Annotated in this window: 20 protein-coding genes; 10 read left to right on the forward strand and 10 right to left on the reverse strand. The window is 68.9% G+C overall.

Going from position 1 to position 24,365, the window contains the following annotated elements; all coding sequences use genetic code 11:
* Positions 1-10 precede the first annotated feature (10 nt).
* Complete coding sequence (locus ABAZ39_RS09015; protein WP_144243481.1) at positions 11-973, reverse strand: sulfurtransferase; 963 nt, start codon at positions 971-973, stop codon at positions 11-13.
* Between the two features lie 262 nt (positions 974-1,235).
* Between ABAZ39_RS09015 and ABAZ39_RS09020 the strand changes: the two genes are divergently transcribed.
* The gene (locus ABAZ39_RS09020) at positions 1,236-1,532 is read left to right on the forward strand and encodes a hypothetical protein (protein ID WP_038528676.1); all 297 of its coding nucleotides are present in this window, start codon (positions 1,236-1,238) and stop codon (positions 1,530-1,532) included.
* 182 nt (positions 1,533-1,714) lie between these two features.
* Here ABAZ39_RS09020 and ABAZ39_RS09025 read toward each other — a convergent pair whose 3' ends face one another.
* Together ABAZ39_RS09025 and ABAZ39_RS09030 are read right to left on the reverse strand one after the other, a co-directional pair.
* Positions 1,715-3,637, reverse strand: coding sequence for a propionyl-CoA synthetase (locus ABAZ39_RS09025; RefSeq protein ID WP_038528679.1), 1,923 nt, complete (start codon positions 3,635-3,637; stop codon positions 1,715-1,717).
* A 182-nt stretch (positions 3,638-3,819) separates the two neighbouring features.
* The gene (locus ABAZ39_RS09030; protein WP_160174809.1) at positions 3,820-4,890 is read right to left on the reverse strand and encodes an extracellular catalytic domain type 1 short-chain-length polyhydroxyalkanoate depolymerase; all 1,071 of its coding nucleotides are present in this window, start codon (positions 4,888-4,890) and stop codon (positions 3,820-3,822) included.
* 297 nt (positions 4,891-5,187) lie between these two features.
* Between ABAZ39_RS09030 and ABAZ39_RS09035 the strand changes: the two genes are divergently transcribed.
* The 9 genes from ABAZ39_RS09035 (at position 5,188) to queG (ending at position 15,021) form a co-directional block, all read left to right on the forward strand.
* The gene (locus ABAZ39_RS09035; protein WP_038531059.1) at positions 5,188-5,544 is read left to right on the forward strand and encodes a hypothetical protein; all 357 of its coding nucleotides are present in this window, start codon (positions 5,188-5,190) and stop codon (positions 5,542-5,544) included.
* 170 nt (positions 5,545-5,714) lie between these two features.
* The gene (locus ABAZ39_RS09040) at positions 5,715-7,520 is read left to right on the forward strand and encodes a M3 family oligoendopeptidase (protein WP_038531061.1); all 1,806 of its coding nucleotides are present in this window, start codon (positions 5,715-5,717) and stop codon (positions 7,518-7,520) included.
* Positions 7,521-7,614: 94 nt separating this feature from the next.
* The gene (locus ABAZ39_RS09045; RefSeq protein WP_051657892.1) at positions 7,615-8,016 is read left to right on the forward strand and encodes a bacteriohemerythrin; all 402 of its coding nucleotides are present in this window, start codon (positions 7,615-7,617) and stop codon (positions 8,014-8,016) included.
* A 179-nt stretch (positions 8,017-8,195) separates the two neighbouring features.
* The gene (locus ABAZ39_RS09050) at positions 8,196-9,620 is read left to right on the forward strand and encodes an FAD-binding oxidoreductase (protein ID WP_038528684.1); all 1,425 of its coding nucleotides are present in this window, start codon (positions 8,196-8,198) and stop codon (positions 9,618-9,620) included.
* A 72-nt stretch (positions 9,621-9,692) separates the two neighbouring features.
* Positions 9,693-11,039 (forward strand): ABC1 kinase family protein, encoded by a 1,347-nt coding sequence (locus tag ABAZ39_RS09055; protein WP_038528687.1) that lies wholly within the window; start codon positions 9,693-9,695, stop codon positions 11,037-11,039.
* 57 nt (positions 11,040-11,096) lie between these two features.
* Positions 11,097-12,116, forward strand: a complete 1,020-nt coding sequence (queA, locus tag ABAZ39_RS09060) for a tRNA preQ1(34) S-adenosylmethionine ribosyltransferase-isomerase QueA (RefSeq protein ID WP_038528690.1) — start codon at positions 11,097-11,099, stop codon at positions 12,114-12,116.
* The gene (tgt, locus tag ABAZ39_RS09065) at positions 12,116-13,318 is read left to right on the forward strand and encodes a tRNA guanosine(34) transglycosylase Tgt (protein ID WP_038528693.1); all 1,203 of its coding nucleotides are present in this window, start codon (positions 12,116-12,118) and stop codon (positions 13,316-13,318) included. Before queA ends, tgt begins: the two co-directional genes overlap by 1 nt.
* A complete protein-coding gene (gene queF / locus ABAZ39_RS09070) occupies positions 13,311-13,775 on the forward strand; it encodes a preQ(1) synthase (protein ID WP_038528696.1) in 465 nt (154 codons plus the stop codon). The genes tgt and queF overlap by 8 nt, the downstream gene beginning before the upstream one ends.
* Positions 13,776-13,938: 163 nt before the next feature.
* A complete protein-coding gene (queG, locus tag ABAZ39_RS09075; RefSeq protein ID WP_038528699.1) occupies positions 13,939-15,021 on the forward strand; it encodes a tRNA epoxyqueuosine(34) reductase QueG in 1,083 nt (360 codons plus the stop codon).
* Here queG and ABAZ39_RS09080 read toward each other — a convergent pair.
* The 7 genes from ABAZ39_RS09080 to ABAZ39_RS09110 all read right to left on the reverse strand — a co-directional run bounded on the left by ABAZ39_RS09080 (position 14,984) and on the right by ABAZ39_RS09110 (position 24,360).
* Positions 14,984-15,955 carry a lysylphosphatidylglycerol synthase transmembrane domain-containing protein gene (locus tag ABAZ39_RS09080; RefSeq protein ID WP_160174810.1) on the reverse strand — a complete coding sequence of 324 codons (972 nt, stop codon included), beginning with the start codon at positions 15,953-15,955 and terminating at the stop codon, positions 14,984-14,986. The genes queG and ABAZ39_RS09080 overlap by 38 nt on opposite strands.
* 61 nt (positions 15,956-16,016) lie before the next feature.
* A complete protein-coding gene (locus ABAZ39_RS09085; RefSeq protein ID WP_038528702.1) occupies positions 16,017-16,961 on the reverse strand; it encodes a glycosyltransferase family 9 protein in 945 nt (314 codons plus the stop codon).
* Positions 16,958-18,193, reverse strand: coding sequence for an O-antigen ligase family protein (locus ABAZ39_RS09090; RefSeq protein ID WP_038528705.1), 1,236 nt, complete (start codon positions 18,191-18,193; stop codon positions 16,958-16,960). Before ABAZ39_RS09090 ends, ABAZ39_RS09085 begins: the two co-directional genes overlap by 4 nt.
* Positions 18,194-18,317: 124 nt before the next feature.
* Positions 18,318-20,660, reverse strand: coding sequence for a methyl-accepting chemotaxis protein (locus ABAZ39_RS09095; protein ID WP_247881559.1), 2,343 nt, complete (start codon positions 20,658-20,660; stop codon positions 18,318-18,320).
* Between the two features lie 181 nt (positions 20,661-20,841).
* Positions 20,842-22,074, reverse strand: coding sequence for a GNAT family N-acetyltransferase (locus ABAZ39_RS09100; RefSeq protein ID WP_247881560.1), 1,233 nt, complete (start codon positions 22,072-22,074; stop codon positions 20,842-20,844).
* A complete protein-coding gene (locus ABAZ39_RS09105) occupies positions 22,071-23,726 on the reverse strand; it encodes an acyl-CoA synthetase (protein WP_038528711.1) in 1,656 nt (551 codons plus the stop codon). The genes ABAZ39_RS09100 and ABAZ39_RS09105 overlap by 4 nt, the downstream gene beginning before the upstream one ends.
* Before the next feature lie 151 nt (positions 23,727-23,877).
* Positions 23,878-24,360 (reverse strand): YbaK/EbsC family protein, encoded by a 483-nt coding sequence (locus ABAZ39_RS09110; protein ID WP_038528714.1) that lies wholly within the window; start codon positions 24,358-24,360, stop codon positions 23,878-23,880.
* Positions 24,361-24,365 lie beyond the last annotated feature (5 nt).

Below are 24,365 nucleotides of genomic sequence, written 5' to 3' on the forward strand. Positions count from 1 at the left end.
TGGCCACCCGTCACTTGGCCGCCCAGACCGTACCGGCCGGGTTGTTCACCGGGACCCCCACGGCGTTGCCGTATTCGGTCCAGGACCCGTCGTAGTTCTTCACCTCATAGCCCAGCAGCTTGGACAGGGCGAACCAGGTGTGGCTCGACCGCTCGCCGATGCGGCAATAGGTGATGACCGGCTTGGAGCCGTCGATGCCGACCGAGGCGTAGAGCGCCTTCAGCTCCGCCACCGGTTTGAAGGTGCCGTCGGCCTCGTTCACCGCCTTGCCCCACGGGACGTTCACGGCGCCCGGCACATGGCCGGCGCGGATCGACAACTCCTGGATGCCCTGCGGGGCGAAGACCTTGCCCTGGTATTCGTCGGGGGAGCGGATGTCCACCAGCTTGGCGTCGCTCTTGCCGTCGGCAACGGCGACCACATCGGTCAGGCGGGCGCGCAGGCCGGCGTTCACCTTGGAGACGGTGTAGTTGCTGGGCTTCACCTCAGCCGGCTTGGTGGACAGGGTGCGGTTCTCCGCCTCCCACTTCTTGCGGCCACCGTCCAGCAGCTTCACATTGTCCACGCCGTAGATGTCGAACACCCAGGCGCCCCAGGCCGCGAACCAGTTGTTGGTGTCGCCGTAGAGGACGACGGTGCTGTCCTTCTCCACCCCGGCCTTGGACAGCAGGGCCTGGAACTGTTCCTTGCCCACGATGTCGCGGCGGACGGTGTCGTTCAGGTCGGTGTGCCAGGAGAAATTCACGCTGCCGGGGATGTGCCCGCGCTCGTAGACGCCGGGGTTCACGCTGACCTCGATGACCTTCACCTTCGGGTCGCTCAGATTCTTTTCCAGCCAGTCGGTGGTGACCAGCGGCCCGTCCGGGGCGGCGGCCAGGGCAAATCCGGACATCGTCGTCACCAGCATGGCGCCGAAGGCGGCGGCGAAATGGCGCTTGGCCAAACGGATTTTGCAGGGCAGTGGCGTGTTCATCGTGTCTCCTGGTTCGTCAGCGGTGCGGAAGCGGATCGGTGAAGCGAGAGACTGGCACGCCAGATTACACGGCATGGCTTGTGTTATTATTCATATAAATCTACTAGATAAATAGTTTTATCGCAAGCGCGATCCATTTCCCGGGGTGGGAAAGAACGTTTCCGCGGAGGATTGTGGCAAATTGCCGCTGCGCGCTGATGAATCAGCGAATTCGGCCCGTGGCTTGGCAAGATTGCCGGCACTGCGTCATAAGGGCGGGGCCATGGCACGCCATCACGACACCATCGAAATCCTGGTCACCGCCCGCCATCTGGAGGCCCAGGGCATCCGCCCGACCACGCGCATGCTGCGGCTGGCGCTGGGCGGCGGCAGCAACGCGGCCATCGCCCAGGCGCTGGCCGTGGAGGAGCTGACCCCTCTGGAGGAACTGATCCGGCGACGGCGCGACCAGCTCGACCTCGACATCGCCAACGCCCGCCGCGTCCTGGCCGAACTGGAGGCCGAACAGGCCCGGCTGGACGAGCTGGACGACTCCCTGGCCGCGCTGGGCAGGGCTTAAAGCGGATTGCGATCCGCTTTGGACCGCGACGGCGGTCCCGGTCGCACATGCGACCGGAGCCCGCCGGCGAATGAGGCGATATGAGTCTAAAGCGAACGAATGTTCGCTTTAGCCGAAAAGGAAAACCCCTTCCCCGGCCGGTGCCGGGGAAGGGGCTTGGAACGCGGTGCCGGCGGAAGCGGTCAGCTCGCCTGATGCGTCTTGGCGTAGCCCAGAGACTGCAGCGCCTCGGCGATCTCCGGCAGGATGCCCGGATCGTCGATGGTCGCCGGAGTCTTGTAGTCCTGGTTGTCCGCGATCTTCTGCATGGTGCCGCGCAGAATCTTGCCGGAGCGGGTCTTCGGCAGGCGTTCCACGACCACGGCGCGCTTGAAGTCGGCGACCGGGCCGATCTGCTCGCGCACCAGCTGGACCACCTCCTTGACGATCTCCTCGTGCGGGCGGGTCACGCCGGCCTTCAGGCAGAGGAAGCCCAGCGGCACCTGCCCCTTCAGGTCGTCGGCCACGCCGATCACCGCGCATTCCGCCACGTCCTTGTGGCTGGCCAGAACCTCCTCCATACCGCCGGTGGACAGGCGATGGCCGGCGACGTTGATGATGTCGTCGGTGCGGGCCATGATGTAGACATAGCCGTCGTCGTCGATGAAGCCCGCGTCACCGGTCTGGTAATAGCCGGGGTAATCGGACAGGTACGACTTCCTGTAACGGTCGTCGGCGTTCCACAGCGTCGGCAGCGTGCCCGGAGGCAGCGGCAGCTTCACGCAGATGGCGCCGATGTCGCCGCGCGGCACTTCCTTGTTCTCGGCGTTCAGGATCTGCACGTCCCAGCCCGGCATCGGGCGGGTGGCCGAGCCGTACTTGATCGGGAACAGATGCACGCCCAGCGGGTTGCCGGAGATCGCCCAGCCGGTCTCGGTCTGCCACCAATGGTCGATGACCGGAACGTTCAGATTGTCCTCGGCCCAATGCAGCGTGTCGGGGTCCGAGCGCTCGCCGGCCAGGAACAGGGCGCGGAAGTGCGACAGGTCGTACTTCTTCAGCAGTTCGGCGTTGGGGTCCTCGCGCTTGATGGCGCGGAAGGCGGTCGGGGCGGTGAACAGCGTGCCGATCTTGTGTTGCTCGATCACCCGCCAGAAGGTGCCGGCGTCCGGCGTGCCCACCGGCTTGCCCTCGAACACCACCGTGGTGCAGCCGTGCAGCAGCGGGCCGTAGACGATGTAGGAGTGGCCGACGACCCAGCCCACGTCCGACGCCGCCCAGTACACCTCGCCCGGCTCGACGTTGTAGATGTTCTTCATCGTCCACTTCAGCGCCACGGCGTGGCCGCCGTTGTCGCGGATCACGCCCTTCGGCTGGCCCGTGGTGCCCGAGGTGTAGAGGATGTAGAGCGGGTCGGTCGCGGCCACCGGCACGCATTCCGCCGGTTCGGCCTTGGCGACGGCCTCCGCCCAACCCACGTCGCGGCCTTCGACCAGGGTCGCGGTCTCCTGCGGCCGCTGGAAGACGATGACACTGGACGGCTTGTGCTCCGCCTGCTCGATGGCGGCGTCGAGCATCGGCTTGTACTTGACGACGCGGTTCGGCTCGATGCCGCAGGAGGCCGAGACGATGGCCTTCGGCCGGGAGTCGTTGATGCGGGTCGCCAGCTCGTGCGGGGCGAAGCCGCCGAACACCACCGAATGCACGGCGCCGAGGCGCGCACAGGCCAGCATAGCGACCAGCGACTGCGGAATCATCGGCATGTAGAGGATGACGCGGTCGCCCTTCTCCACGCCCTGGGCGCGCAGCGCGCCGGCGAAGCGGGCGACCTGATCCTGGAGTTCGGCGTAGGTGATGGTCTGCACGGTCTTGGTGACCGGGCTGTCGTAGATGATCGCCGCCTGGGCGCCGCGTCCGGCCTCCACATGGCGGTCGACGGCGTTGTAGCAGGTGTTCAGGACGCCGCCGGTGAACCAGCGGTAGAAGGGCGCGTTGCTGTCGTCCAGCACCTTGTCCCAGCGCTTGATCCAGGTGATGTCTTCCGCCGCCTCGCCCCAGAATCCGTCGGGGTCGGACAGGGAACGGGCGTGGATCTGGTTGTAGCGATCGGCCGAGCTTTGGCTCATGGGGGCGTCCCTTATATTTTGTTTGGTTCGCGTTTCTCCGCAGCCGCGCAATGAACGTTCACGCAGCGGCCCCAATCTGCGTCAGATTTGCATCGTTTGGCAAACGGCATTCCGGAAGGTGCGGCGGGCTGTCGCACCACTTTGGTGAGTGCCGGACCCGCCCGCCGCCCTTTCGGCGGGTGTTACTGTTCCAGTTGCAGGAAGCCGGCGGCCAGCGCCGCGCCGCAGAAGCCGACATCCTCGATGTAGGTCTTCGTCTCCGACACCCGGACCCGCCCGCAAGGGCGCTGCGGGTTGCCGGTGTCGATGGGCATAACGTGGCCGACGTCCTTCAGAAGCACCGTCTCCACCCACAGGGCGTTGGCACCCACCGGGGCGTAGCCCTGCCGCACGGCGCGCGCCGGCCAGGAGGGTTCCTGCCCGATGACCACCGGAGCGTCGGTCTTCAGGCCGTGGAAGGCCGTCCATTGGTTGGTGAGATAGAGGGCGTTCTGCGGGTCCACGGTGCAGTCCGCCGTCCCCTGGACGATCAGCACGCGCGGACGCCCGGCGGGGTGCTGGGCGCGCTGGACCGCCTTCGTCCATTCGCGGCTGTCGTAGCCGCCGGAGCGCGCCTTCACCTCAGCACAGCCGCGCATAACCGAGATGCCACAGAGCGACGCGGCCGATTGCATGCTCTGCGCGCACAGCGCCGGAACGCCCGCGAAGAGCGCCCCGCCCGCAAAGACCTGCGGGAAATCGGCCAGCAGGGTCGCCGCCATGCCCGCCCCCGCCGACAGGCCGGTGACGGACACCTGTTCCGCGTCCACCGCCGGGCCGTTGGCGCCCAGCCCCTTGCCTGAGACGACCGCGCCGACCATCGAGGCGATGGCCGCCGCCTCGCTCGGCACGAAGCCCTTCAACGGGCTGTTCAGCCGGTCGGCGAAGTTAAAGCAGCCGAGCGGGTTGCCGTAACGCCCGAGCCCTCCCGTCCCCACCATGGAGAACAGGTTGTGCTTCTGCGCCGGCAGCAGGGCGACGAAGCCGTGGGCGTCGGCCATGTCCTTCCAGCCCGAATCCTCGAAAAAGGTGCGGGCGTCCTGCTCGCAGCCGTGCAGCAGGACCAGCAGGGGCACCTTGCCGCGCGCCCGCGCGCTGTCCGGCACATAGACCAGGGCCGACAGAGCGGTGCCCTGCGCGTCGTAGGCGCTGGCGGGCAGTTCGACGGGAGCCGGCTGAGCTGGCGCCGCGGCGACGGGAAGAAGCCACGACAAGAGGAAGAACGCCGCCAAAACCGGCTTTCGTAAGCGCACCAACAATGTCATCGCCGCCTTCTCCTTTCCATACTAGGAGAATTGATTCGCCGATCATCAAATCTCCTCACTAGATTCCATAGAAGACACGCAACAATCACTTGTGAACCACTAATTTTCAGGCGGTCGATCCGATCGCATACTTGCGTATGACTGCGCTCATTTTTCACAGGTCGCGACGTCCTGTCCGTGATCGGCTTCCCTGTGCGGCGGCCTTGTCTCTGGCCTATTGGAGACCGGAACGCTATGCATGTCCCCATGAGCATCGACCCGCCCGTCTTCGGCATCCGCCCGATCCTGACCGTCGTCCACCCGAACGGCGAACGGCTGATCGTGGCCCGGCTGACCAGTCTCGGCGGGTCCAGCCAGTCCAACCGCTTCGTCCTGCGCCGCGCCGATTTCCGCGCGCCGTGGGAGCAGCCGGACAAGGGCTATTTCGGTTATGCGGAGGTCGCCCGCGCGCTCGACGCCAACGGCTGGCGCGGCTGCGCCATCGAGGCGATGCCCACCACCGACCTCGAGGAGCGGCGGACCCGCCAGCTCGCCCGCAAAAAGCTGCACCTGCAATGCGTGGAGGCGGCGATCCGCCGCGCGCAGGAAAGCCAGACTCCCTGAGCGGGCGCCGCAGCGCAGCCTTCCCCCGAGCCCGCACGGCGCTTATATCCGGTTCCAAAGCTCAGAACGGCTCAAGCCCAGAACGGCTCAAGCCCAGAACGGAGGGACAGATGACCCGCAGCGCCACCCGGCACCCGATTGGCGATTTCCTTGGCGCTCCTCAGACCACCATGCCCGACACCGCCCTGGCCGCCACGGGGGATGGGCCGGACCTCGGCGCCCTGCCTTCCTGGGACCTGACGGACCTCTATCCGGGCATGGAGTCGGCGGAACTGAAGGCCGACCTGGAACGGATGGAGCGCGCGTCCAAGGACTTCTATGAGAAATACGCGACCAAGCTGGCCGGGCTGGACGGCAACGCCTTCGCCGCCGCCATCCGCGAGTACGAGCACATCGACGAGGTGCTGTCGCGGGTGATGTCCTACGCCGGGCTGGTCTACAACGGCAACATGACCGACCCGACCATCGCCAAGTTCTACCAGTCGGCGCAGGAGCGGGTGAACGGCATCTCCACCCACCTCGTCTTCTTCACGCTGGAGATCAACCGGCTGGAAGACAAGGCGCTGGACGCCAAGCTGAAGGCGTCGAAGGACCTCGCCCGCTACGCCCCCTGGCTGCGCGACGTCCGCCTGTTCCGCGAGCACCAACTCTCCGACGAGGTCGAACGCCTACTGCACGAGAAGCATGTGGTCGGGCGCGCCGCCTGGAACCGCCTGTTCGACGAGACCATCGCCAGCTTGCGCTTCCCCATTGGCGGGAAGGAGCTGACCTGCGCGGAGGCGCTGAACCGCCTGTCCGACCGCCGTCCGGAGGTCCGCAAGGAGGCCGGGACGGTGATCGGCCGGGTGATGGGCGACAACATCCGCCTGTTCGCCCTGGTCACCAACACCCTGGCCAAGGACAAGGAGATCGACGACAAGTGGCGCAACTACAAGGCGCCCACCTCGGCCCGCAACCTGTCCAACCGCGTCGAGGACGAGGTGGTGGACGCGCTGGCCGCGGCGGTGAAGGACGCCTACCCGGCCCTGTCCCACCGCTACTACGCGATGAAGGCCAAGTGGTTCGGACAGGACCATCTGGATTACTGGGACCGCAACGCGCCGCTGCCCGACGACGCCGACCGCAGCATCCGCTGGGACGAGGCGCGCGATCTCGTTCTGGGCGCCTACGGCCGCTTCTCGCCGGATCTGGCGGCGCTCGGCAAGCGCTTCTTCGACAACGCCTGGATCGACGCGCCGGTGCGCCCCGGCAAGGCGCCGGGCGCCTTCGCCCACCCGACGGTGCCGAGCGTTCACCCCTATCTGCTGGTCAACTACCAGGGCAAGACGCGCGACGTGATGACGCTCGCGCATGAGCTGGGCCACGGCGTGCACCAGATTCTGGCCGGCGGCCAGGGGCACCTGCTGTCCGACACGCCGCTGACCCTGGCGGAGACCGCGTCGGTGTTCGGCGAGATGCTGACCTTCCGCGCCCTGCTCGACCGCGAGACCGACCCGAAGCGCCGCAAGATCATGCTGGCCTCCAAGGTCGAGGACATGCTGAACACGGTGGTCCGCCAGATCGCCTTCTTCGACTTCGAGCGTCGCGTCCACACCGAGCGCCGCGAGGGCGAACTGACCGCCGAACGGCTGGGCGAGATCTGGATGGCGGTGCAGACCGAAAGCCTCGGCCCGGCGCTGCGCTTCGACGAGGGCTACCGGAACTACTGGTCCTACATCCCGCACTTCATCCACTCGCCCTTCTACGTCTACGCCTACGCGTTCGGAGACTGCCTCGTGAACTCGCTCTACGCGGTCTACCAGGAGTCGGAGAAGGGCTTCGCGGAGAAGTATCTGGCGATGCTGTCGGCGGGCGGCACGCTGCGCCACCAGGAGCTTCTGGCCCCCTTCGGGCTGGACGCCAGCGATCCGGCCTTCTGGCAGAAGGGGCTGAACGTCATCCGCGGCTTTGTTGACGAGCTGGAAAATCAGCCCTGACCGGAGTTTCTCACCGGGTTTTCTTGACGGACGTCAAGAATCCCCAATCGGCGGATGGGTATGGTGGCCTCCAACGATCCCTTCGGAGAGCACCATGCCCACCCTCTCGATCCCCGCCTGGAGCCCGTCCCTGGAAGTCGGCAACGCCATCATCGACGCCGACCACAAGGAAACCGTCGAGCTGCTGGCCGAAGCCGCCAAGGCGTCGGACGCCGACCTGCCTACCCATTTCACCGCCTTCGCCCAGCACCTCCGCGACCATCTGGCCCGTGAGGAGGAGCTGATGCACCAGTACGGCTTCCCGCCGACGCCCATCCACGTCCACGAGCACAACCGCGTCCGTCTGGAGCTGGAGGGCATCGCCAAGCGCATGGCTGCCGGCAATCTGGCGCTGGTCCGCGGCTATCTGACCGAGGTCGTGCCGGAGTGGTTCATCAACCACAAGAACACCATGGACAGCGCCACCGCCGCCTGGATCCGCAGCCAGGGCGGCTGATCCACCACCCTCCACCGTCGAAGCCGCGCGAACACCGAATTGAGGGGTGGCTCCGTCCGGAAGAACACCGGATGGAGTCCTTTCCCGGATGGCCTGTGCAGGGGTGAAACTTTACCCTTGTTGCGCCAATCCGCTCCGGATATTCGCGAAAATTGCTGCTTTGACGTGGGAGGTGCTTGATGGGCGATTTCACGCTTCGCACCGCCGACCGGCGGGACGCGACTCTTTCCGAGGACGCCGTCAACGATCTTGCCGCCCGCTTGCGCGGCCCGCTGCTGACCCCGCAGTCACCGGGCTATGACGAGGCCCGGACGATCTGGAACGCCATGATCGACCGCCGGCCCGGCCTGATCGCCCGCTGCGCCGGCGCCGCCGACGTCATGCAGGCAGTGCGCTTCGCGCGGGAGAACGGGCTGCTGGTCTCCGTGCGCGGCGGCGGCCACAACATTGCCGGCAATTCCCTGTGCGACGGCGGCCTGCTGATTGACCTCGGCGCGTTGCGCTTCGTCCATGTCGACCCGATCAGCCGGACGGCGCGGGTGGCGCCCGGCGCCACGCTGAGTGACCTCGACCGGGAGACGCAGGCTTTCGGGCTGGCCGTGCCGGTCGGCATCAACTCGACCACCGGCATCGCCGGGCTGACGCTGGGCGGCGGGTTCGGCTGGCTGACCCGCAAGTATGGGCTGACTGTGGACAATCTGCTGGGCGCCGACGTGGTCACCGCCGACGGAAAGTTCCTGCGCGCCAGCGCCGACGAGAACGACGACCTCTTCTGGGCCATCCGCGGCGGCGGCGGCAACTTTGGCATCGTCACCTCCTTCACCTTCCGCCTGCATCCCGTGGGGCCGATGGTGTTCGCCGGGCTAGTCGTCCATCCCTTCGCGGGGGCGGGCGACCTGATGCGCCGCTACCGCGACGCCACGGCGGCCCTGCCCGACGAGGCCACCGCCTGGATGGTGCTGCGCAAGGCGCCGCCCCTGCCCTTCCTGCCGCCGGACGTTCATGGCAAGGAGGTGGTCGTCATGCCCGTCATTTACGCCGGAGACGACGAGGCGGCGGCCCGCAAGGCGCTGGAACCGGTTCTGTCGCTGGGCACGCCCGTCGGCGAGCATGTCGGCCTCATGCCCTACGCGGCGTGGCAGGCGGCCTTCGACCCGCTCCTGGTGCCGGGCGCGCGGAACTACTGGAAATCGCAGAACTTCACCGGGCTGGAGGACGGGTTGATCGACCTGCTGGTCGAGGAAGCCGGGAGACTGCCCTCCGACCAGTGCGAGATTTTCGTCGGGCTGCTCGGCGCTGCGGCCAACCGCGTGCCGGCGGACGCCACCGCCTATCCGCACCGCGACGCCCTCTTTGTCATGAACGTCCACGCGCGCTGGAACACCCCGCCGGAGGACAGCGCCTGCATCCAATGGGCGCGCGGCGTTTCCGACCGGACCGCCCGCTATGCCACGGGTGGGGTCTATGTGAACTTCGTCACCGACGACGAACAGCGCGTCCAGGCCGCCTACGGGCCGAACTACGAACGCCTGCGGGCGCTGAAGGCGAAATACGACCCGACCAACCTGTTCTGCGTGAACCAGAACATCGCACCGGGTGGGTAACGACGCCGGTACGTTCCGGTTTCGTCCAGCCTGGGACTCGCCTTTCGGCCTCCACGCCCCCACCTATTCGGCATGCCGAACACGGATGAGAACAGGCTTGGCGGCCGGATCGCGCGGTATGCGCGGGTCGGAACCGCCGTGGGGGGCCTTGCGGCCCGTTTCGCCGGAGAACGGGTGCTGGGCATCCCCCTGGAGCGGGATCGCCACGCCGCCGAACTGCGCGCCGCGCTGGGCGGGCTGAAGGGACCGCTGATGAAGGTGGCGCAACTGCTGTCCACCATCCCCGACGCCCTGCCCCGCGAGTATGTGCAGGAGCTGTCGCAGCTCCAGGCCGACGCGCCGTCGATGGGCTGGCCCTTCGTCAAGCGTCGCATGGCCAGCGAGCTGGGGCCCGCTTGGCACAAGCGCTTCCGGCACTTCGAACAGACAGCGGCGGCGGCGGCCTCGCTGGGGCAGGTGCACCGCGCCGTCGGGCTGGACGGGCAGACCCTCGCCTGCAAGCTCCAGTACCCCGACATGGCCTCCGCCGTGGAGGCGGACCTGCGCCAGCTCGGGTTGATCTTCGCCATCTTCGAGCGCACTGACAGCGCCATATCCACCAAGCAGATCCAGGCGGAGATCGGCGCCCGGCTGCGCGAGGAGCTGGATTACGAGCGCGAGGCCAAGCACGCCCGCCTCTACCGCGCCATGCTGGCCGACACCCCCGGCGTTCATGTGCCGACGGTGGTGCCCGACCTGTCCACCCGCCGCCTGCTGACGCTGGAATGGGTGGAGGGCCGCAAGATCCTGGACTTCGTGAAGGACCATCCGGACGCCCGCGACGCGCTGGCGATGAACATGTTCCGGGCCTGGTACGTGCCCTTCTACGGCTACGGCATCATCCACGGCGACCCGCATCTGGGGAACTATACGGTGCGGCCCGACCGCGGGATCAACCTGCTGGATTTCGGCTGCGTCCGCGTCTTCCCGGCCCGCTTCGTGAAGGGGGTGATCGACCTCTACGACGCGCTGCAGACCGACAACCAGGACAAGGCGGTGGAGGCCTACCGCACCTGGGGCTTCGGCAACCCGACCAAAGAGCTGGTGGACGTGCTGAACATCTGGGCGCGCTTCGTCTACGCCCCGATCATGGACGACCGCAGCCGCCGCATCGAGGAGACGAACTCCGGCCACTACGGCCGCGAGACCGCCGCCAAGGTCCACGCCGAGCTGCGCCGGGTCGGCGGGGTGGAGGTGCCGCGGGAGTTCGTCTTCATGGATCGCGCGGCCATCGGGCTGGGCTCCGTCTTCCTGCACCTCCAGGCCGAAGTGAACTGGTACCGGCTGTTCCAGGAGATGATCCAGGGCTTCGACGTGGATGTCCTGCACGCCCGCCAGACCGCCGCCCTGACCGCCCAGTCCCTCCCTTTGCCCGAATAGCCGCCGACTCGTAATGCTTCCCCCGTCCCACCGCTTTGGTCTATACGAGCGGCTCCCATGAAGACCGCCGATTTCGACTTCGACCTTCCGCCGGACCGCATCGCCGAGCATCCGGCCAAGCCGCGTGACGCCGCCCGTCTGCTCGACGTGGCGGAGCGTCTGCACGACCGCACCGTGCGCGACCTGCCCGCCCTGCTGGAGCCGGGCGACCTGATGGTCGTCAACGACACCCGCGTCATCCCCGCCCGCCTCGATGGCCGGCGCGGCGAGGTGCGGGTGGAGATCACGCTCCACAAGCGCGAGGGCGAGCGGGAGTGGGCGACCTTCGCCCGCCCCGGCAAGCGGCTGAAGCCCGGCGACGTGATCGCCATCGCCGACGACTTCGCGGCCGAGGTCGTCGCCAAGGATGGGATGGAGGTGCGCCTGCGCTTCTCCAAGGGCGGGCCGGCGCTGATGGAGGCGCTGCACCGCCACGGCCGGATGCCCCTGCCCCCCTACATCCGGCGCGAGGCGGACGAGCAGGACGCGGCGGACTACCAGACCGTCTTCGCCGCGCGCGAGGGCGCCGTCGCCGCCCCCACCGCCGGGCTGCATTTCACGCCGGAGCTTCTGGCCGCGCTCGACGCGCGCGGCATCCGCCGCGTGCCGGTGACGCTGCATGTCGGGGCCGGCACCTTCCTGCCGGTCAAGGTGGACGACATCGCCGAGCACCGCATGCACAGCGAGTGGGGCGAAATCTCCGCGGAAACCGCCGAGGCCATCAACGTCACCCGCGCCGCGGGCGGGCGGATCGTCTCGGTCGGCACCACGGCGCTGCGCATCCTGGAGACGGCGGGGCTCGACGACCGCAGCATCCGGGCCTTCAGCGGCGACACCGACATCTTCATCACCCCCGGCTACCGCTTCAAGATCGTGGACCTTTTGGTGACCAACTTCCACCTGCCCCGCTCCACCCTGTTCATGCTGGTCTGCGCCTTCGCGGGCATGGACACGATGAAGGCGGCCTACGCGCACGCCATCGGCCAGAATTATCGTTTCTTCAGCTACGGCGACGCGTCGCTGCTCCGGAGGGTGTGATGACCGGGATCGGGTTCGAGCTTCTGAAGACCGACGGGCGCGCCCGGCGCGGGCGGGTTTCCACCGCCCACGGCGTCATCAACACGCCGGCCTTCATGCCCGTGGGCACCGCCGCCACCGTCAAGGCGATGACCAGCGACGCGGTGAAGTCCACCGGCGCGGAAATCCTGCTCGGCAACACCTACCACCTGATGCTGCGCCCCACGGCGGAGCGCGTCGGGCAGTTGGGCGGCCTGCACCGCTTCATGAACTGGGACAAGCCGATCCTGACGGACAGCGGCGGTTTCCAGGTCATGTCCCTGTCGGACCTGCGCACCATGACCGAGGAGGGGGTAACCTTCAAATCCCACCTCGACGGCAGCAAGCATCACCTGACGCCGGAACGCTCGATCCAGATCCAGCACCTGCTGGACAGCAACATCACCATGTGCCTGGACGAGTGCACCCCCTTCCCGGCGACTGAGGCGCAGGCCGCTTCGTCCATGCGCCTGTCGATGCGCTGGGCCAGGCGCAGCAAGGACGCCTTCGTCGAGCGGCCCGGCTACGGCCTGTTCGGCATCGTGCAGGGCGGCGTCTATGCCGACCTGCGGGCGGAAAGCGTGGCGGCGCTGAGCGAGATCGGCTTCGACGGCTACGCCATCGGCGGGCTCGCCGTGGGCGAGGGCCAGGAGACGATGTTCACCGTGCTCGACTTCACCGAGCCGCTGATGGTCAAGGAGCGCCCGCGCTACCTGATGGGCGTCGGCCGCCCCAGCGACCTGATCGGCGCGGTGCGGCGCGGCGTCGACATGTTCGACTGCGTGATGCCCACCCGCTCGGGCCGCACCGGTCAGGCCTTCGTGCGTCGCGGCACCATCAACATCCGCAACGCCCGCCACGCCCATGACGAGCGCCCGCTCGACGAGGAATGCGGCTGCCCGGCGTGCCGCAACCACAGCCGGGCCTATCTGCACCACCTGTTCAAGGCGGGCGAGATGCTGGGGCCGATGCTGCTGACCTGGCACAACCTGCATTACTACCAGGACCTGATGGCCGAGCTTCGGCAAGCCATCGAGGACGGCCGCTTCGAAGAGGTCGCAAGCGCGCTGGAGGCCCGCCTGAACGAGGGCGACGTCCCGGCCACCGAAGACCCGCTGGCCCACCTGAAGGTGAAGCCGGCCAAGCCGGCGAAACCCGCGAAGAAGGAATCCGCGGATGTCTGAGAACATCTACGCCGGCCTGACGCAGCTCGGCGGCGCCACCGTCCAGCCGAAGACGCCGGAAGAAGCGCTGCTCGAGCGCGTGCCGAACCCGAACCCCGGCGAGAACTACGTCGTGCGCTTCACCGCACCGGAGTTCACCTCGCTCTGCCCGATCACCGGCCAGCCGGACTTCGCCCATCTGGTCATCGACTATGTGCCGGGCGAGTGGCTGGTGGAGTCGAAGTCGCTCAAGCTGTTCCTGACCAGCTTCCGCAACCACGGCGCCTTCCACGAGGCCTGCACCGTCGGCATCGGCAAACGTCTGGTGGACGAGCTGAAGCCGGTGTGGCTGCGCATCGGCGGCTACTGGTACCCCCGCGGCGGCATTCCCATCGACGTGTTCTACGCCACCGGCGAGCCGCCGAAGGGCGTGTGGATTCCGTCGCAGGACGTCCAGACCTACCGCGGCCGCGGCTGATTCGGGAGTGTAACCCTCCTAAATCCCCTCTCCCCTCTGGGGAGAGGGTTAGGGTGAGGGGGCTGCGCTTCTGCCGAACCTCACGCCATGCGCATCCCCCTCACCGGCCCTCCGGGCCACCCTCTCCCCGGAGGGGAGAGGGCTAACACTTCAAAACATCACCATGTCCGACCCAGACACCTCCACCCGTGAAGCCATCCGTGACCGCGCCCTGTCGCTGGGCTTCGACGCGGTCGGCTTCGCGCGGGCGGAGCTGGGCGAGGAGGCCAGGGCACGGCTGGCCGAGTTCCTGAGCCAGGGCCGGCACGGCGACATGGGCTGGATGGAGGACAAGGCCGACCGCCGGGTCCATCCCCAGGCGCTGTGGCCGGAGGCGCGCACCGTGATCGCGCTCGGCACCAGCTACGCCCCGGCGGAGGACCCCCGCGCCCTGTTGGCGCATCCCGACCGCGGCATCGTGTCGGTCTATGCGAGGAACCGCGACTATCACGACCTCATCAAGGGCCGCCTGAAGACGCTGGGCCAATGGATCGCCCACCGTTTCAATGCCGAGCTGAAGGTCTTCGTCGACACCGCCCCGGTGATGGAGAAGCCGCTGGCCGAGAAGGCCGGGCTGGGCTGGCAGGGCAAGCACACCAACCTCGTGTCGCGCTCCCACGGCTCCTGGCTGTTCCTGGGCGAGGTCTACACCACGCTGGAGCTGCCGCCGGACCCGCCGGGGGTCGACCGCTGCGGCCAGTGCCGCCGCTGCCTGGACGCCTGCCCCACCGCCGCCTTCCCCGCTCCCAACCAGTTGGACGCGCGGCGCTGCATCTCCTACCTGACCATCGAGCACAAGGGGCCGATCCCGGAGGAGCTGCGCCCGCTGATGGGCAACCGCATCTACGGCTGCGACGACTGCTTGGCCGCCTGCCCGTGGAACAAGTTCGCCCGGCGCTCGCGCGAGGCGGCCTTCCTGCCGCGGGCCGAACTGACGGCACCGCGGCTGGCCGATCTGGCGCAGTTGGACGACGCGGGCTTCCGGCAAGTCTTCAGCGGCTCACCGATCAAGCGGATCGGCCGCGATCGCTTCGTGCGCAACGTGCTGGTGGCTCTGGGCAACAGCGGCGACGCCCGCCACGCCGCTGCAGCCGAACGGGCGGCCGAACGCCTTCTGGAAGACCCGAGCGAGGTGGTGCGCGACGCCGCCGGCTGGGCGCTGGCCCGCCTCAGGGCCGCCCAGCCCCCTTCGGACCCTTCAGACTGAGCCAGAGCAGGCCGCCCGGCAGCGACGACAGGGTGACCGACAGGCCGATCATCAGAGACAAAGCCAGCGCGTCGGTGGCGCCAAGACCGTAGAGCGCGAAACCGGCCACAAAGGCCCCTTCCCGCACGCCCCAGCCGTTCAGCGAGATCGGCAGGGCCGCCGCGAAGATGGTCATCGGCACGACGGCCAGCGCGTCCAGAACCCGCACGGGAATGCCCAGCGCCTGGGCGTAGGCGATGACCGCGAAGACGGTGCACAGATGCACCGCCGCGCTGTGCAGAAGCCCGACCAGCGCCGCCCGGCTGAGCAGCGCCGCGCGCAGCCGCGCCACCTGCGCCCGCACGGCCCGGACCGGCGGGCGCAGCAGGACGCCCGGCAGGGGAAGGCGGTCCGCCTGGAGCCCCAGGATCATGGCGACAGCGAGCAGCAGGACCGCCGCCGGCCCGGCCCAGGCGACCGAGGGCGGCGCGGTGGCGACGAGATGCGGCAGGCCGAGGAACAGCAGCAGGATGCAGCCGACCAGGGCCAGCAGCCGGTCCAGAACCAGCGCCAGCACCACGGCGGCGGAGGACGCGCCGCCCCGGTAGGTCAGCCAGCCGCGCACCACGTCGCCGCCGAGCGCCCCCGGCAACACCTGCCCGAAGAACAGACCGGTGAACATCAGCCGCAACGCCAGCCCGTGCGACACCCGTTCGCCCGCGGCCCACAGGGCGTCGCGCCAGCGCTCCCCGGCGCAGACCACGGCCAGCAGCTTCGCCGTGAAGCCGGCGGCCAGCCAGACCGGGTCCGCCCCGGCGACCCGCGCCAGCAGCGCCGGCCAGTCGGCCTTGGCCCCCAGCACGCCGAGCACCGCCAGCGTCACCGCCAGCTTGACGAGCAGCATCAGGCGCCCGCCCGGTTTTCCGGCGGGCAGGGTGACCGCGTCCGCGGGCATCGCGCTGGCGTCCTGGCTGCTCAAAACCTGCATGGCTCCTGGAAAAAGGCCGGCCGGCACTCTACCGGTTCGGCGGAAGAGCGTCCATCGCCGCCAGCACACCCTCCGCGTCCATGTCGGCGAAGGACGGCCGGTGGTGGATGACCATCCGCGGCCCGTTGGCGTGGATGGGGATGGACGCGTCGCAAAAAAGTCCCAGGGTGGGACAGCCGACAGCGGCCACCAGATGGGTGGGACCGGTGTCGTTGCCAACCGTCGCCCAGGCCCGGCGGGCCAGCCCGGCGATTTCCGGCACGCTGGTACGGTCGGTCAGGTCCACCGCCTGCGGACAGGCCGCGACGATCGCCCGGGCGAGGTCCGCCTCGATGGCTGTGCCCAGAACGACCGGCGTGATCCCGCGCGCCGCCAACGCGCGCGCCAGTTCGCCATAGCGCTCCACCGGCCAGCGCTTGTCGGGCCGTCCGGGGGAGGAGCCGGGGATCAGCAGGGCGTAGGGTGCGGCGATGCCGAAACCGCCGGTGTCGGCGTCGAGCCAGGACAGGTCCGGCACCGCGTCCAGCACGATGCCGAAGGGGGCCAGTTGCCGGGTGTAGCGCTCGATCACCGGCACCTTGCGGCGGCCCGGATACTGGTCGCGATGCGAGGCGCCCCAGGCCGTTCCCGACCATTCCGGCCAGGGACCGGGGGCGAGCAGCCAGAAATAGCGGTCGGTGCGTGGCTGCGCCTGAAGGTCGTAGACCCGATCGAAGCGGCCGGCGCGCAGCAGCCGCCGGACCCGCCGATAGGCGCCGAGGGAGCGCCCGCGCGGATCCTCCAGCACCTCGTCGAACAGGCCGCTGAGGCGGGCAAGCGGGGCCAGGGGCGGCAGGGTCAGCAGCGTCAGATGGTCGCCGCCATGATGCCGGCGGATGGCCGAGAAGGCGGTCTGGGCGAGAAAGAAGTCGCCGAAGGCCCCCAGCTTGATGACCAGGACACGGCGGGGTCCGTTGCCGTGCGCCCCCGTCATTCGCCCCCCGCCGGGGTGCGCGCGGCCAGCCGGAGCATCAGGCCGGCGGCCAGCATCCCGCCCATCCACCACGCCTGCCAGATCCCGTAGGCCGTGCTCGCCATGGCGAGGCCGGACGCGAACAGGGCCAGCGCGAAGGGTTGCAGCCGCCGCTCCATCCGCACCGTGCCGAACAGCAGGAGCAGCGACGCCGCCAGGGCCAGCGCGGCGCCGACGCCGCCAAGCTCCAGCCAGACCTGCAGGAAGGCGTTGTGGGGATGAAGCGGCAGCAGGCTGTCGGTCAGCGTGCCGAAGCGCGACACCGCGCCCTCCGGGTCAAGCGCGCGGGAGGCGTCGATGCCTTGCCCGAAGACGGGCGTCTCCAGCGCCCGGCTGGCCGCCATGCCCCAGATCTCCACCCGATGCCGGGCGGAATGGAACAGCCAAGCGGCGCCATCCAGGTTCAGCACGCGGTCGAACAGCAGGGCCAGCGGCAGCACAAAGGTGAAGGCCACCGCGAGGACCGCCGCCAGCACCCCGCGAACCAGCCGCGGCGACCACACCGCCAGCGCGAAAGCCACTCCGCCGGCGGCGATGCCCAGCATCGCCGACCGGCTGGTCAGCAGCAGGCAGGCGCCGGCGAAGAGCGCCGGCAGCGCGACCGCCGCCGCGCGGCGACCGGCCCGGTCGAGCGCCATCGCCGCCGGCCAGACCAGCAGGCAGAGCAGCACCGCGGTGCGCTTGGGCACGTTGGTCTCGGCGATCTCGGCGCCCGCCGGCACATGGTTCCACCAGCGGTGCAGCGGGAAATCCAGCGCGGCTTCCACCGCGAACAGCAGGACACCGGCGAACACGCCGATCAGGAACAGGCCGATCAGCCGCCGCGCCTCCACCCCGGGCAGCGAGGACAGCCACGCCCCGCCGGCCAGGGCGCCGAGGCCGATGTAGCCGATCTCCACCACCGTCAGGCCGGCGCGCGGCGACGGGCTCCACAGGATGGACAGCGAGGCCAGGGCCAGGAAGGCCAGAACCACGGCGGTGCCGGGCATCGCCCGCTGCAGCCGCCCCAGGGCGCCGCGGCGGGCCAGACCGGCCAGACCGATCAGGGCGATCAGGATAGCCCAGACCGGCAGCCCGCGCGGCGCCATCGAGGCCAGCGGGCCGAGCGCCAGCGCCGCGACGCCGGCCAGACCGGCCAGCAGCGCGTCGGGAATCCCCCGTGTGGAATCGCGCTGTGACAAGGGGAAGTCCATGAGATCTCGCGTCCGTGAGGCTCGGCGCGGCTTAACAGAAGCCCCGTGCGAAAGCAACGGGGACGGGCCGGGGGAATTTTCAGCCCCCGGCTCCCCGATGGACCGCGGTCAGGCGGTCATGTGGTCAGGCGGTTCGCACCTTGTTGAGGAAGCCCTGCACCTCGGACCGCAGATGCTCGGCCTGCCGGGTCAACGTGCGGCTGGCGCCCAGGACGGCGTCGGCCGCGCCGCCGGTCTTGATGGCGGCGTTGGTCACCTCGGCGATGTGATGCATCACCTCCTGCGTGCCCTCGGCGGCCTGGTTGACGTTCTGGGCGATCTCGCGGGTGGCGAGACCCTGCTGCTCCATGGCGCAGGCGATCTCGGTGACCGTGCTGCTGATGGTGCCGACGGCGTCGGAAATGGTGCGGATGGCGCCCACCGCCCCGCCCGTCGCCGCCTGCATCTGCGCCACCTGGCTGGAGATTTCCTCGGTCGCGCGGGCGGTCTGGCCGGCGAGGTTCTTCACCTCCGTGGCCACCACGGCGAAGCCCTTGCCCGCCTCGCCGGCGCGGGCCGCCTCGATGGTCGCGTTCAGGGCCAGCAGGTTGGTCTGCTCGGCGATCTCGCCGATCAGGTCGACCACCTGCCCGATGCGCTGCGCCGCCTCGGCCAGCCCCTCGACAATGCCGTTGGTCTCGGTCGCCTTGGCCGCTGCCCCGACCGCCACCTGCGAGCTGCTGTTGAGCTGGCGGGAAATCTCGGCGATGGAGGAGGACAGCTCCTCCGCCGCCGCGGCGACGGTCTGCACGTTGCTCGACGCCTGTTCCGACGCCGCAGCGACCGCGCTCGACTTGGCGGTGGTCAGGGCGGCGTCCGACGACATCTCCTGCGCGTCACGGCCCAGATTGCCGGCGGACTCGGTCAGCGACTGGACGACGCCCGACACCGCCTGTTCGAAGCCGTTGGCGAACTCGTTCATGGTGCGGCGGCGGTCGGCGTCGATCTGCCGGCGCATCTCCTCCCGCTCGCCCTCCATGCGCTGCATCTCCAGGGCGTTCTCCTTGAAGACGCTGAGCGCCTCGGCCATGGCGCGCAGTTCGTCCTTACGGTCGCCGGCGGGGATGTCCACCGTCAGGTCGCCCTCGGCCAGCCGGCCCATCGCCTTGGTCATGGCGTGCATCGGGTGGGTGATGGCGCGGTCGATGATCCAGGCCATGATCATGCCGAGCGCCAGCGCCACGGCGGCGCCGATGATGATGATCAGCTCCGCCCCGCTGCGCCCGTTCTCGCGGTCGTCGCGCTGGATGGAGACGAGACGGGCCACCTGCTCGCTGACGTCGCCCGCGGCCTTGGCCATGGTCTTGGAGGCGGTGCGCTGGTTCTCGCTGGTGGTGACGAGGGCGGCGAACTCCCGATCAAAGGCCTGGCCGGCCTCGGTGATGGCGGCGATCAGCGCGCGGCCTTCCGAATCGACGAGCACGGCCCCGGCCTGGGTGGCCAGAGCCAGCGTCTCCTTCACCGCGCCATGCACCTGGGCGCGGGCGCCCTCCCCGTTCATCAGGATGAAGTCGCGCTGCCCCAGCATCGCGGACTGAGCGCCCTGGATCAGGCGCATGGCGATGCCGCGCAGCTGGACGGCCTCGTTCACCTCGCTCTGGGCGAAGTTCGCGGCCTCCTGAAGCGCGCTGGAGACCATCGCCTGATTCTCCTGCATCTCGTGGGCGAGATTCTGGATCTCGAGGGCGTGGCGATCCAGCGCCTGGATGCGGCCGCTGGCCGACTCCCCGGCGCCTTCGGTGCGGGTCTGATCGAACACCATGCGGTAGGCGCCGGCGATGGTGACGATCCGCTGGGCCAGTTCCTCGTCGTTGGTGCCGACGAGGTCCTTCTCGATGGCCTCGGCGTTGGCCAGCAGCGCCGCGATGGCCTCCCCGGCGGCCGCCATCGTGGCGGGATTGCGGGTGTGGGCGAAGTCGGACTGGAGGCGCCGCGCCTCCAGCACCATCTCGATCAGCCGGTCGGCGCGGTCGGAGGTGTCGCGGCTCTGCCGCACGGCGTGCTCCGCGTCCTTCAGGCTGACCATGTTCTGGTCGTAGCGGTCGGACTGCTGCTTGCCGATCTTCTCCGCGATCTCCCGCAGGGCCTGGGCGCGCGTCTCCATGCTCTGGGTGCGGGTGCGGGCCTCCCCGTCCTGGGCGACGAAATTGGCGAAGGCGCTGCGGTAGCCGGCGATGCCCGCCAGGATCTCGTCCACCAGCCGGACGCTGCCGGCGTCCTCCAGCGCGGACCGCGTGCCCTGGGCCTCGTCGCGCAGCCGGTCCAGCATGCCGGGCACGTTGTCGGCAGCCTTGGAGTCCCGCTCGGTGACGAAACGGGCTTCCTCGATCCGCACGGTTTTCAACCGGGCGTCCAGTTCGGCGGTGTGGGCTGCCAGATCGACACGTCCGGCGTAGGTGCGCAGGCTGTTCCAACCAACGAACGCCACGGCAACCGTCATTAGAAGGACCGCCGCAAAACCGAGCGCAATCCGCGTTCCAATCGTCATGAAATCGGGCTCCCCCGGATCGTACGGCCTTATGCTTTGGCCGTCGTCATGCCTTTGTCGCTAAGGGATACATCAGAAAGGGTTAATTTCTGGTTTGATAAACGTAACTGGTATCACCGCTTCAGAAACGGTCCGGCATCCAGGGCGCCGGCCCCGAGAAAAACAGCGCCGCCAGCGCCAACGCCTCATCCCCTCCGCGCAGAAGACCAACTTGACGGAGAGCGTGAGGACCCTTGTGCCCGCTGTAGAGGCTGGCGAGCGCGGCGATGGACAGCGACAGCACCGCTCCATCCGTCTTTCCGCCGGCCTTTTCAGCGCTGTTCCGTGCCCTCGGCAACCGGCGCACGGCCGCTCTTCCCTCGGACAGGCACAACCTGAAGCAGCCGGAATTCTCCGGAATCAGCGCGTCCGACACATCAAAAACCAACTCCCCCACAACCCCCGGTGGATATCCGCGGCTTTCCAGGGCACGCGGCACGTCGAGAATGCGCAGCAACCATTCGTCGCAGGCGTCCACACGCACCCCGCGTTCCGGCGCCAGCAGAACCAGCGGATCGTCGGGTCCGCCGCGCCACGTCACGCGGTCGACCTGCGCCCGGTAGCCGGCCAGGAACCCCTGGGCCATCCGCACCGCCCGCGGGCTGATGAGGCAGAGATCCGCAACATGGAGTTTTCTATCGGCCGGCGGCGCCACCGCAACGTAGCCCTCGGGGCCGCCAGAACCACCAAAAGTGTAAACATCGGACGGAACTCCGTCCGGGCAAAGAGCGAAGCTCCACAGCCCTTCATTGCGCTCCACCAGACCGTTGGTGGTGGAGAGCAGGCTGCGGCGTAGCGCCGCAAGGGGGCTGGCGTCGCTGGCCTCGGTCCGGCGAATCCATCCGTCTCCCGGCGGCGGCCCGGCGGAGAGGACAGCCGGCGGAGCGCTCCAGTCGAAGGACACCCCGCCCCGCCCGAAGCCCAGGCGGGTGTAGAGCGGCAGGGTCGCCGGGTAGAGCACCGACAGCGCAGCGCCCCCGGCCCGCGCCTCCTCCAGCAGCCCGCGCATCAGCGCGCTGCCGTAGCCACGCCCGCGCTCCGCCGGATCGACGGCCACCGCCGCCACGCCGCAGGACGGCACCGGGCGCCCGCCGAACCAGTGGTCCATCGGCCAGACGGCGGCGCAGGCGACGAGCCCGCCGGCGCACCCCGCCTCCGGTCCGGCCCGCAGGCCGCGCATCACGTCCGGCCCGAACAGCTCCACCGACCGGTCGAAATACTCGCGGGGAATGCCGAAACCCTGGCGGACCAGGGCCGCGGCGTCCGCCCGCTCCTCGGGCAGAAGGGGGCCGAAGCCCCCGGTCACAGCGGTCACGCCTTCTCCTCGTTGAGCGCACGGGCCTGATCGCGCAGCACGTATTTCTGGATTTTGCCGGTCGAGGTCTTCGGCAGGGCCGTGAAGACGACGGTGCGCGGGCACTTGAAGTGGGCCAGATGCTCGCGGCAATAGGCGATCACCTCGGCCTCGGTCAACTGCTTGCCCTCCTTCACGGTGACGAAGGCGCAGGGCGTCTCGCCCCACTTCTCGTCCGGGCGGGCGACCACGGCGGCCTCGACGATGTCCGGATGCTTGTAGAGCACCGATTCGACCTCGATGGTCGAGATGTTCTCGCCGCCGGAGATGATGATGTCCTTCGACCGGTCCTTCAGCTCGATGTAGCCGTCGGGATGCCAGACACCGAGGTCGCCGGTGTGGAACCAGCCGCCGGAGAAGGCCTCCTGCGTGGCCCGCGGGTTCTTCAGATAGCCCTTCATCACGGTGTTGCCGCGCATGAAGATCTCGCCCATCGTCACGCCGTCCTTGCGGGTCGGCTGGAGCGTGTTGGGGTCGGCGACCATCAGCCCTTCCAGCGTGGCGTAGTTCACGCCCTGCCGCGCCTTCAGCGCCGCGCGCTCCTCCAGCGGCAGGTCGTTCCAGTGCTCGTGCCAAGCGCAGATGGTGACCGGGCCGTACACCTCGGTCAGGCCGTAGACGTGGGTGACGTCGAAGCCCATCCGCTCGATCTTCTCGATCACCGCGGCGGGCGGGGCGGCGCCCGCGGTCATCATCTTCACACCGCGCGGGATCTCCCGCTTCTGGTCCTCCGGCGCGTTGACGATCAGGCCCATGATGATTGGGGCGCCGCACATGTGGGTGACGCCGAGGTCGGCCAGAGCGTCGTAGATGCCCTTGGCGGTGATGGTGCGGACGCAGACGTTGGTGCCGGCCATGGCGGTGACCGTCCAGGGGAAGCACCAGCCGTTGCAGTGGAACATCGGCAGAGTCCACAGATAGACGGGATGGTGCGGCATCGCCCAGGTCAGCACGTTGCCCATGGCGTTCAAATAGGCGCCGCGGTGGTGGTAGACGACGCCCTTGGGGTTGCCGGTCGTGCCGCTGGTGTAGTTCAGCGCGATGGCCTGCCACTCGTCGGCCGGCATCGGCCATTCATAGGCCGGGTCGCCGGTTTCCAGGAACTGCTCGTAGGTCTGCTCGCCGATCAGTTCGCCGCCCTTGGCCTGCGGGTCGTCGATGTCGATGACGATGGGGCGGCGCTTCGGCTCTAGCATGTGGACGGCCTTGGAGATGACGCCGGAGAACTCCCGGTCGGTCAGCAGCACCTTGGCCTCGCCATGCTCCAGGATGAAGGCCAGCGCCTCGGCGTCCAGGCGGATGTTCAGGGCGTTGAGGACCGCGCCGGTCATCGGCACGCCGAAATGCGCCTCGAAGGATTCCGGGGTGTTGGGGGCCATGACCGCGACCGTGTCGCCCAGCCCGATGCCGCGCTTGGCCAGGGCCGAGGCGAGGCGCACGCAGCGCTCGTAGGTTTCCGCCCAGGTGCGGCGGACCGGGCCGTGGATCACGGCGATGCGCTGCGGATAGACCGCGGCGGTGCGGCGCAGGAACGAGAGCGGCGACAGCGGCACCGTGTTGGCGGCGTTCTGGTCGAGGTCGGTCTCGTACGGGTTGTGCCGGGCGTCAGTCACGGGGGGCCTCCCTGATGCGTCTCTGTTCAAGAACTCGTTGGGAAGAGTCTTGCCAGAGAATCCAGAGGCTTGGAAGAGGGGTGACCCGGCGATGCGCGGTCATGCCGCGCTGCGGCATCCTGCCCGGTTGACCGGCTCGGTTGTCGGACCGTCAGCCCTTGCGGATGGCTTCGACCCGCCCCTCGGTGATGGCGACGAGTTCCGCCGGGGTCAGGCGGAAGACCGCGTTGGGGGTGCCGGCGGCGGCCCAGATGGCGTCGAGGCCCATCAGGTCGGCGTCGATCAGGACCACCGGCGGCACGGCGTGGCCGATGGGCGGCACCCCGCCGATGGCGAAGCCGGTGGCCTCGCGAACGAAGTCCGGATCGGCCCGCTCGATCTTCTCGCCGATCAGCCGGCCCACCGCCTTCTCGTCGACCCGGTTGGCCCCGCTTGCCACCACCAACACCGGCCGGCCGCTGTCCTTCGCACGGAAGATCAAGGACTTGGCAATCTGCGCCACGGCGCAGCCGACGGCGTTCGCGGCGTCTTCCGAGGTGCGGGTGCTGCCCTCATGCTCGATCACGCTGTGGCCGTGGCCGAAGCCGTCCAGCAAGGCCTGGACCCGTTGGGCGGAGGGGCTGAGGGCCGCCATGACGC

The sequence above is a fragment of the Azospirillum argentinense genome (assembly GCF_000632475.1).
Classification (GTDB): Bacteria; Pseudomonadota; Alphaproteobacteria; order Azospirillales; family Azospirillaceae; genus Azospirillum; species Azospirillum baldaniorum.

Coding starts and splice junctions, on each gene's coding strand:
- ABAZ39_RS09015 (WP_144243481.1), bottom strand. CDS start 973: ATGAACACGCCACTGCCCTGCAAAATCCGTTTGGCCAAGCGCCATTTC.
- ABAZ39_RS09020 (WP_038528676.1), top strand. CDS start 1,236: ATGGCACGCCATCACGACACCATCGAAATCCTGGTCACCGCCCGCCAT.
- ABAZ39_RS09025 (WP_038528679.1), bottom strand. CDS start 3,637: ATGAGCCAAAGCTCGGCCGATCGCTACAACCAGATCCACGCCCGTTCC.
- ABAZ39_RS09035 (WP_038531059.1), top strand. CDS start 5,188: ATGAGCATCGACCCGCCCGTCTTCGGCATCCGCCCGATCCTGACCGTC.
- ABAZ39_RS09040 (WP_038531061.1), top strand. CDS start 5,715: ATGCCCGACACCGCCCTGGCCGCCACGGGGGATGGGCCGGACCTCGGC.
- ABAZ39_RS09045 (WP_051657892.1), top strand. CDS start 7,615: ATGCCCACCCTCTCGATCCCCGCCTGGAGCCCGTCCCTGGAAGTCGGC.
- ABAZ39_RS09050 (WP_038528684.1), top strand. CDS start 8,196: ATGGGCGATTTCACGCTTCGCACCGCCGACCGGCGGGACGCGACTCTT.
- ABAZ39_RS09055 (WP_038528687.1), top strand. CDS start 9,693: ATGCCGAACACGGATGAGAACAGGCTTGGCGGCCGGATCGCGCGGTAT.
- queA (WP_038528690.1), top strand. CDS start 11,097: ATGAAGACCGCCGATTTCGACTTCGACCTTCCGCCGGACCGCATCGCC.
- tgt (WP_038528693.1), top strand. CDS start 12,116: ATGACCGGGATCGGGTTCGAGCTTCTGAAGACCGACGGGCGCGCCCGG.
- queF (WP_038528696.1), top strand. CDS start 13,311: ATGTCTGAGAACATCTACGCCGGCCTGACGCAGCTCGGCGGCGCCACC.
- queG (WP_038528699.1), top strand. CDS start 13,939: ATGTCCGACCCAGACACCTCCACCCGTGAAGCCATCCGTGACCGCGCC.
- ABAZ39_RS09080 (WP_160174810.1), bottom strand. CDS start 15,955: ATGCCCGCGGACGCGGTCACCCTGCCCGCCGGAAAACCGGGCGGGCGC.
- ABAZ39_RS09085 (WP_038528702.1), bottom strand. CDS start 16,961: ATGACGGGGGCGCACGGCAACGGACCCCGCCGTGTCCTGGTCATCAAG.
- ABAZ39_RS09090 (WP_038528705.1), bottom strand. CDS start 18,193: ATGGACTTCCCCTTGTCACAGCGCGATTCCACACGGGGGATTCCCGAC.
- ABAZ39_RS09110 (WP_038528714.1), bottom strand. CDS start 24,360: ATGGCGGCCCTCAGCCCCTCCGCCCAACGGGTCCAGGCCTTGCTGGAC.